Raw genomic sequence first — 6,302 nt, forward strand, 5'->3', positions numbered from 1 at the left:
GCCATCATGGCAAACCCACAATTCGCTGCACCCACACCGATGGACTTGCGCAGCAGCATGGGCCGATTCACCACCGGCGTAGCCGTAGTCAGCGCTGACGACGGCACCGGTGAACCGTGCGGAATGACGATCAGCTCGCTCGGATCGATCAGCCTCGACCCGCCGATCTTGCTGATCTCACTCACGCATGGCAGCCGCACCACGGATGCAGTTGAGCATGCAGGTGCCTTCAGTGTCTCTGTTCTCAGCTCCCGCCAAGAAGCGATAGCTCGCCGATTCGCTACCCGCGGCGGTGCACGCTTCGAGGGCATGCCCTTCGTAACTAGCCCCTCTGGACTGCCTGTCATCAAAGACGCGCTCGCGATTTTCGACTGCGTCGTGCACAGCGCACACGACATCGGAGACCACCGTGTCTTCTACGGCTCGATCATCGACCTCCAGTGGCGCGACGGCACCGGACTCGCGTTCTATGCCGGGAAGTTCGGCGACTTCCACGACTTCGGGCACGACGAGATGCCCTGGCTGTTCTAAACCCCGCTCTTCAGGCCAAGGCCGGTTAGCGCGAATTTCTCCCGCACTACTGTGAGGCAGCGACGGCAATTGAAGTTCACCCGGGGATTCATTCTGCTACCAGATGGCGAGTTGCTGAGAGTTAGTCTTCGGCCGGGTCTGGGAAGCTTGTGAACGCTTGCCTGAAGCGCAGTGTGTGCGGCCACAAGCGGCACTGATCGCTTGCTCCGGTATGCCGCAGGCTCTCGCTTGGGCGAGATCCGCTGACGAATTCACCCCAGCGAGTTTTGCGATGGCAATCCTCGCCAGGAGATGCCTTCTGCGGCTACGTAATCCATCCTCCGTATTGCGGTGGCGCCATTGCGCATACCACTCTTCGCTGCCCGGTGTGGGATTACCTGTTACCCGGGCAGCAAGACGGTCCAGTGTCCTGTCCACAACATCACTCAGCATCTCACTGGCAGACCCGAGCGTCTCATCCGGAATTTCCTCGACGCGCATAACCAGCTATTTGTGGCTGATTTTGAGGTAGCGGCGCAGGGCTTCTTCCACGAGTGCGCTGCGGCTGCCCGCTCCCCACTCGGCCGCGAGGGTGTCGAGTTGGCGGAGGTCTTCGGGGATGATCCCGGCCAGCGGTATCCGCGCCGGAGAACTCGCGTGCCGGCGCCGCCGCGGCTGGGACGGGTCAACCCGCCGGAACAACCGGCTCGCAGCCGGGGCCGCTGTGGTTTCCCGCCAGTGCGAGGCGAGATCCTCTGCGTGGGCCTCGACCGCGTCGAGGACAACCTGACCGTAGGAGCGTGCCCGGTCCGGTTTTTCCTGGCGTTCCCGCATGGTCAGCTTCCGCAGTGTCTGATACACCTCAGGCGCCACCACCGCTTCCGGCGGCGCAGACCGTGCCGACCGGACCGCCGGTACCGGTGGTGCACTCACGCCCGTCGGTGCAGGATCATCCGGTGCCGGGCCGGGCTGCACGGGCCGTATCGGTGTCGGCCGCGGCGGACTCTGCGGCAGCAGCGAATCAATATCCCCGCCAAGCGCATTCGGATCAAACGCGCCACGCCGTTTAGTGCTGCTCATGACACACCACCCGGAACCGCAGCGGTTTCCCGCTCCGCGATCCGCTGCAAGATCTCCCGAGTCAGCAACTGATAATCAGACGCCAAACCAGACGGATCACGAGACCACATGCGCCGCTCCCCCGCAATCTTCGTGCGCAACTGCTGAATCCGGGTGCGCTGATGCTCCTCGGCGGCAGCAACCAGCTCCGACGGCGTCAGATGCCTGGTCCGCAGATCCACCGCAGCAGCACGATCCGAGCGGATCATCGTCTGGAACGGCTCCGCATTACTTCCCTCCAGAAGATCCTCAATCTGGCTCATCGCGTCCCTGTTGCGCACCGTCGCCCGCGGATTCACATCAAACAGCACCACACCGAGCAGCTCGATCGCCGCACCGTCCCGCCGCGCCCGCAAATAGCGACGGGCCAGCAACTCCACACCAGACAGACTGGCATCATCATCCTTAGTGGGCACCACCAGATACGTACAGCTGCCCAGCAGCGCATCCAGCAACGGCGCATCCCCCGGACCCGAGTCAACCAGCACCAGGTCATAGCTCTCTCGCTCCTGCAGAGCCGACATCACCTGAAGGAGGTTGGCGCGCATATCGATACCCGAATGCGCCGCCGTGTTCGCCGCAGCACCAACAAGCGCGAGCGCGGTCCCACCCGCAATCAGATCCAGATTAGGCCGCACATCCTTCAGCGGCGTCAACGGATGGGCGTATTGCAGCGCCATACTCAGCGCTCCCCCACCATCACCTTCCACGCCCAGGTCGGAGACAGTGGCGTTGGCCTGCTGATCAGCATCGACAATAAGGACGCGGCGTCCAGTCGCAGCCACCATACTCGCCACCGAAGTGACGATGGAGGTCTTCCCAACGCCACCTTTCTGGTTCGCTACAAGGACACTGCGCAAGGGCTGTGTGGTCATACCTTGGAGGCTACTGCTCGCGGGTTTAGATATCGTCGTGTGACACGGTTCTGATGCTGTCCTGCAAGGTATTTGAAATCTGCGGCAGTAGCGGTCGTAGGATGGTATCGCCAGGTGACCCGTTTTAGGGGCATGTCCGGCCCCGGTGTACATCTTCGCCGTGGGCGCATCAAATGGTCCTTGCTAATCCCACTCGCATGGGTATACGTATGGTCTTACTAGGCCCGTTGTTCCGCCCCTGCACCGACTCAGTTACACCGCCTTGTTTAACGCCTGCTACCCACTATGACCTTTTGCGTTACTACGTCTTTGTGCCTGGTCGTTCCCACGACCATTCACGCGGCGCGTTATAGACCTTTTCTACGCCCTTCTCCAGGCTCGTTGTACGCACCGGTGACGCACCGTTTTAATCGTCTCGCCTACGTCCTTTGGGAAAGTATGACGCATTTCCTTTTTTGCGCCGCGACAGAACCCCTACCTAGACGAAGTACCTATTACCCTGTACCGACCCAATTATCGGTGGATTGCTAGCGACGTACGCCAGCCCGTGGCAGGGCGTCTTGCTCAAACGTATCCAGCGACGGCATATGGCCAAAACAGCTGGCTTAGCTAATGTCTGTCAGCTGGCCGCAAAAGGGCGTACTACATGTGCTTTTCCATCGCTCTAGCAGTGCCTTGTCTCTGACGATAATTGCGGTCGGTGACATGGCGGGTTGACGAGAGCGTTTCCAGGGCGTGCTTCGACACGGCACATTGGTCACACAGCCGACGGGCGCAGTACCAGGTTGATGCCCGTGCATGTGCCTCTTGGGTTAACGATTACCGCAGGTAGCGAGTGGCGTTGTCGGTGAGGTTGGCGGTGGTATGGATGTAGCGGTCGAGCATTTCGTAGGACGCGTGGCCGGTCTGCTGACGGATGAGTCTGACAGGGACGCCCTTCATCGCCGCGGTGGTAACGAATCCTGAGCGCAGCGAGTGGGCGCTATAAGTGCTGGTGTCTTCACCGATCGCGTGGACTGCGTTTTTGACAATGTGAGTGATGGTAGCGGGGGAGAGGCGGGCAGCACGGTTACCGTTCCGGCTTCCACCGATATTCGTAAACAAGGGTCCCGGCCGCTGGCCGCGTATTTGCAGCCACTGTTTCACCGCCATGACGGGGCACGTGTCACTGGCTTGGTAGTTAATGGGAATATACCTGCCGCAGCCCTTCTGGTCCGTCTTGGATGCGCGGAGGTGAAGGATCATCCCGTCGTCGTGGTCGTCATCGAAGGTCACGTCGGCAAGATCAATGCTGATGAGTTCGGAGCGGCGGAACGCGCCGTAGAACCCCGTGAGCAGGATGGCTTTGTTGCGCCGGCCCAGGGGAGTGGCGGGTAACGCGCGCGCGGCGGCGTCGAGTTTTTTGAGGGAGAGTGCTCGTGCACGCACTGGCGTGGCCTTCTGTGCGCGGGCGATGTAGTCGAGCGTGTAGGCGATGAGATTGTCTTCACCGCTGCGGTATTGGGGCCAGGGTTGCATGGTCGCAGCGTGCCAGGCTTTCAGGCCCGAGATTCGGCGGGCGAGTGTTACTGGGCTCAACAGCACGTCGTCGCAGTGACGAGTTACGGCCGGATCGCCCCAATACAGAAGGTAGCCGATCAGGGTTTGCTCTCCGGCGGGCAGCGCGGTTATTCCTCGTTCTTCGCACCAGGTCTCGAAGTGCATGCGGTCGGAGTTGTAGGCGCGGTGGGTGTTTGGGGCACGCAGCGCCTGCCGCATGCGCGCCCCGTATTCAGCACGGAAGGTCGCTTCATCCGACAGGACATCAGGCGCTGCGCCGCCTGCTGGCGGCCGGTCGAGTGTAGTCACGAGCAGGCCCGGCACCCTCTCTGGCAGTAGGGGATTATCTTGCCTGACTGTAGCTTTCGACTCTGACAATCGACCGACCCAGCAGAGCCTTATCCGTCACGTGACGTATTAGCACTGGAGTAATCAGTCGTCACCGTGAAAGATTAACCAGTGCACGGGAATTGATGATAAATCCGCATTATCATCAATTCTCAGACTCAAGAGCCTTGAATAGAAGCGGGGGAGATGCTTTTCACCAGCTGGCCTGCAGGTTTTCTGGGCAGCAGAGGTGCGTTTTCCAGGCAGTCTCTTTGTGCGTGTTGAATCGATATCCCGCGCACGGCATCCGCGAATACCAGCAAGCACGCACCTTCATATGCGGTCCAGGGCGAGTGCGCGATGTTCGATTTCGCCGCTCTGCATCCACGGCGTCATCACTATGAAACCACCCACCCTGCAGCGCGATGACCATCCTCAGTCCCACACTAGAACGGACAGACCCTCGTTCTACTGTTCTGGACCTACCTCGACCAGCGGGCCTCGGCAAGCTTCCGGGATACGCACAACCGTACCCAGCGACTTTATCTCGTGGTGCGGTTCTCGTGCGTCGACGCTACCTTCGCACATGCTCTCGCACCATAGCGCACTTGTGTGCGATACTGTGCGTAGAAGTTAGTTGGAGGTGCGATCCGATGTCGGCAATTAAGGATGTGCTTGACCGGTACAACGTGGGTTTGACGGAGCAAGACTTGGCGGGCGAGCTCGACGCAGCACTGCGATCGCTTCAGCATCCCGGCTCCGCGCCGCTCTCCGCTCACGAACTGGAATATCTCACCCAGCATGCTGGTGAGGGCACCAATGAGGTGCTCGCGCAATGGGATCCCGTACACGAACAGCATCGGCACGCCGTCGCCGTCGCCAGCTCTGTTAAGGATCTCGTTGCCAGTTCCCTGAGCCGGACGCAGGCAGCGCAGCAGCTAGGGGTCGACCCGTCGGGGATTTCACGCCGCATCCACGAGGATGCCCTGTGGTCGTTCAAAGTGGGTTCACGGCTCCGCATTCCAAGTTGGCAGTTCGCTGGGAACGCCTTACTTCCAGGGCTGGCTGAGATCGTTGCGGCGATCCCGGATGATGCGCACCCCCTCGATATCGCCGCGATGATGACCAGCCCGCACGAATTTATCGATGGCCACACGCCAGCGCAGTGGCTTGCTGCTGGCCGCGACCCGAGCGTCATCGTCAGCATGATTGAAGACTTGAATCGGTGGTAAAACCGAAGGTTCCTCGCGAACCGCATACGCCGCTAGTCCGCAACGACGGTGACATCATCGAGTACGCCGACCCAGTGTGGAGAATCCACCGAACCCGCGGAGCCCATGTCCTGCCGTGGAACATGTTTCGCGAATTCGGTCCAGTAGTGACCTCGCGCTATGACCCGCACCCGCCGCAACGCGGAATCCACCCTGGTTTCGGCATCATGTACACCGCATGCAGTGTGCGCACCGCGGTCGCGGAGGTGTTTCAGACCACCCGCAGGGTCAACACCATGACCGGTGCGCCCTACCTGACTTCGTGGACGCCGGTCCGGCCGCTGAAGTTACTTGATCTCACGCAGAGCTGGGCAGTCAGAAACAACGCCGCATACGCGCTCACGGCGGCCCCGCGGCCGACCTGCCGGGCTTGGTCTCGTGCCATTCACCAACAGTGGGACGACCTCGATGGGCTGTGGGCGCCGTCCACGATGACAGGTGAATCCATGCCGGTGCTGTACGACCGGGCCGCAGCAGCGATACCGTCTGCACCTGATTTTTCGAGGCCTCTGTCTCATCCGCTGGTGTGGTCACTGATTGAACGAGCCGCCGAAACGCTCGGCTACAGCACGTACTGACCGGGAGGGGCACACGCCGCTGTCAACGGCGGCTGAATCTTGACCCCTTTTCGGCAACTGAAAATTGACCCCCTCGGTTGGTT

Annotated in this window: 6 protein-coding genes; 3 read left to right on the plus strand and 3 right to left on the minus strand. The window is 60.9% G+C overall.

Annotated features, from left to right (window positions below; all coding sequences use genetic code 11):
• Nucleotides 1–6: 6 nt before the first annotated feature.
• Nucleotides 7–531 (plus strand): flavin reductase family protein, encoded by a 525-nt coding sequence (locus ONR57_RS12555; protein WP_265123817.1) that lies wholly within the window; start codon nt 7–9, stop codon nt 529–531.
• 486 nt (nt 532–1,017) lie between these two features.
• Here the strand turns inward: ONR57_RS12555 and ONR57_RS12560 are convergent, their stop codons facing one another.
• The 3 genes from ONR57_RS12560 to ONR57_RS12570 all read right to left on the minus strand — a co-directional run bounded on the left by ONR57_RS12560 (nt 1,018) and on the right by ONR57_RS12570 (nt 4,352).
• The gene (locus tag ONR57_RS12560) at nt 1,018–1,590 is read right to left on the minus strand and encodes a CopG family ribbon-helix-helix protein (protein WP_265123819.1); all 573 of its coding nucleotides are present in this window, start codon (nt 1,588–1,590) and stop codon (nt 1,018–1,020) included.
• Entirely contained in the window at nt 1,587–2,504 is a 918-nt protein-coding gene (locus tag ONR57_RS12565) for a ParA family protein (RefSeq protein WP_265123820.1), read from the minus strand. Before ONR57_RS12565 ends, ONR57_RS12560 begins: the two co-directional genes overlap by 4 nt.
• Nucleotides 2,505–3,323: 819 nt before the next feature.
• Nucleotides 3,324–4,352, minus strand: a complete 1,029-nt coding sequence (locus ONR57_RS12570) for a site-specific integrase (RefSeq protein ID WP_265123821.1) — start codon at nt 4,350–4,352, stop codon at nt 3,324–3,326.
• A gap of 671 nt (nt 4,353–5,023) precedes the next feature.
• Here ONR57_RS12570 and ONR57_RS12575 point away from each other — a divergent pair.
• Both ONR57_RS12575 and ONR57_RS12580 read left to right on the plus strand, forming a co-directional pair.
• Nucleotides 5,024–5,602 (plus strand): helix-turn-helix domain-containing protein, encoded by a 579-nt coding sequence (locus tag ONR57_RS12575; protein WP_265123822.1) that lies wholly within the window; start codon nt 5,024–5,026, stop codon nt 5,600–5,602.
• Entirely contained in the window at nt 5,596–6,219 is a 624-nt protein-coding gene (locus tag ONR57_RS12580) for an RES family NAD+ phosphorylase (protein ID WP_265123823.1), read from the plus strand. The genes ONR57_RS12575 and ONR57_RS12580 overlap by 7 nt, the downstream gene beginning before the upstream one ends.
• Nucleotides 6,220–6,302: the final 83 nt, after the last annotated feature.

Source organism: Hoyosella sp. YIM 151337 (genome assembly GCF_026041215.1).
In the GTDB taxonomy this organism is placed as follows: Bacteria; Actinomycetota; Actinomycetes; order Mycobacteriales; family Mycobacteriaceae; genus Hoyosella.